The sequence below is a fragment of the Acidisphaera rubrifaciens HS-AP3 genome (assembly GCF_000964365.1).
In the GTDB taxonomy this organism is placed as follows: domain Bacteria; phylum Pseudomonadota; class Alphaproteobacteria; order Acetobacterales; family Acetobacteraceae; genus Acidisphaera; species Acidisphaera rubrifaciens.
Map to the genome: position 1 here is coordinate 1 of NZ_BANB01000449.1, position 952 is coordinate 952.

Here is a 952-nt window from a genome sequence, read left to right on the forward strand (position 1 = left end):
AGGCCCGCCAGCAGCAGCGCCAGCGCCGAGAGGGAGAAGAACTGCAGCGGGCGCTGTTCCTTCACCAGCACGATGATGGTGCGCAGGATGCGCAGCCCGTCGCGATAGGTGTTGAGCTTCGACGCGGTGCCGGCGGGACGCTCGCGATAGGGGGCGGCGATCTCCGCCACCGGCATGTCGAGGTCGAGGGCGTGGATGGTGAACTCCGTCTCCGTCTCGAACCCCTGCGCGAGGGCGGGGAAGGTCTTGACGAAGCGGCGGCTGAAGGCGCGGTAGCCGGAGAGCATGTCGCTGATGCGCTCGCCGAAGATCGCGCGCACGAGGCCGGTGAGCACGCGGTTGCCGAGCCGGTGGCCGCGGCGATAGGCGCCGGCCGCGTCGCCGCTGCGCGCCGCGTTGACCATGTCGAGCTGCTGGTCGAACAGCATCGCCACCATGCCGGGCGCGGCGGATGCGTCATACGTGCCGTCGCCGTCCACCAGCACGTAGCAGTCGGCATCGACGTCGGCGAACATGCGGCGGACGACATGGCCCTTGCCCTGGAGCGTCTCGCGGCGGACGACGGCGCCGGCGTCGGCCGCGACGGCCATCGTCGCGTCGGTGGAGTTGTTGTCATAGACATAGACGACGGCGTCCGGCAGGGCCGCGCGGAAATCGGCGACCACGCGGCCGATCGCCGGCGCCTCGTCGCGGCAGGGGATCAGCACGGCGATCCGCGGCGCCGCGTGGGGGCGGCGCGCGGGCGCGGGGCGCGGGGCGTCGGTGAACGGATCGGGCATGGTCCGCCTCGTCAGCGGCACGATGCGCGCCGTGTCAACCTCGGCCATGCCGATCTCGGCCATGGGCGCCGCCTTCTACCACGCGTTGCGCATGCGCAGCACGACCCAGGCGGTGCGCGCCAGGATGCCGAGGTCGCGCCGCAGCGACCAGCCGGCGACATAGTCGAGATCGC

The 952-nt window shown here is 72.1% G+C and carries 1 protein-coding gene; it reads right to left on the reverse strand.

The window, feature by feature from the left end; translation table 11 throughout:
- Positions 1-779, reverse strand: a 779-nt coding sequence (locus tag B8460_RS12755; RefSeq protein WP_048861983.1) for a glycosyltransferase, incomplete at its 3' end; no start/stop codon positions are given.
- Positions 780-952 lie beyond the last annotated feature (173 nt).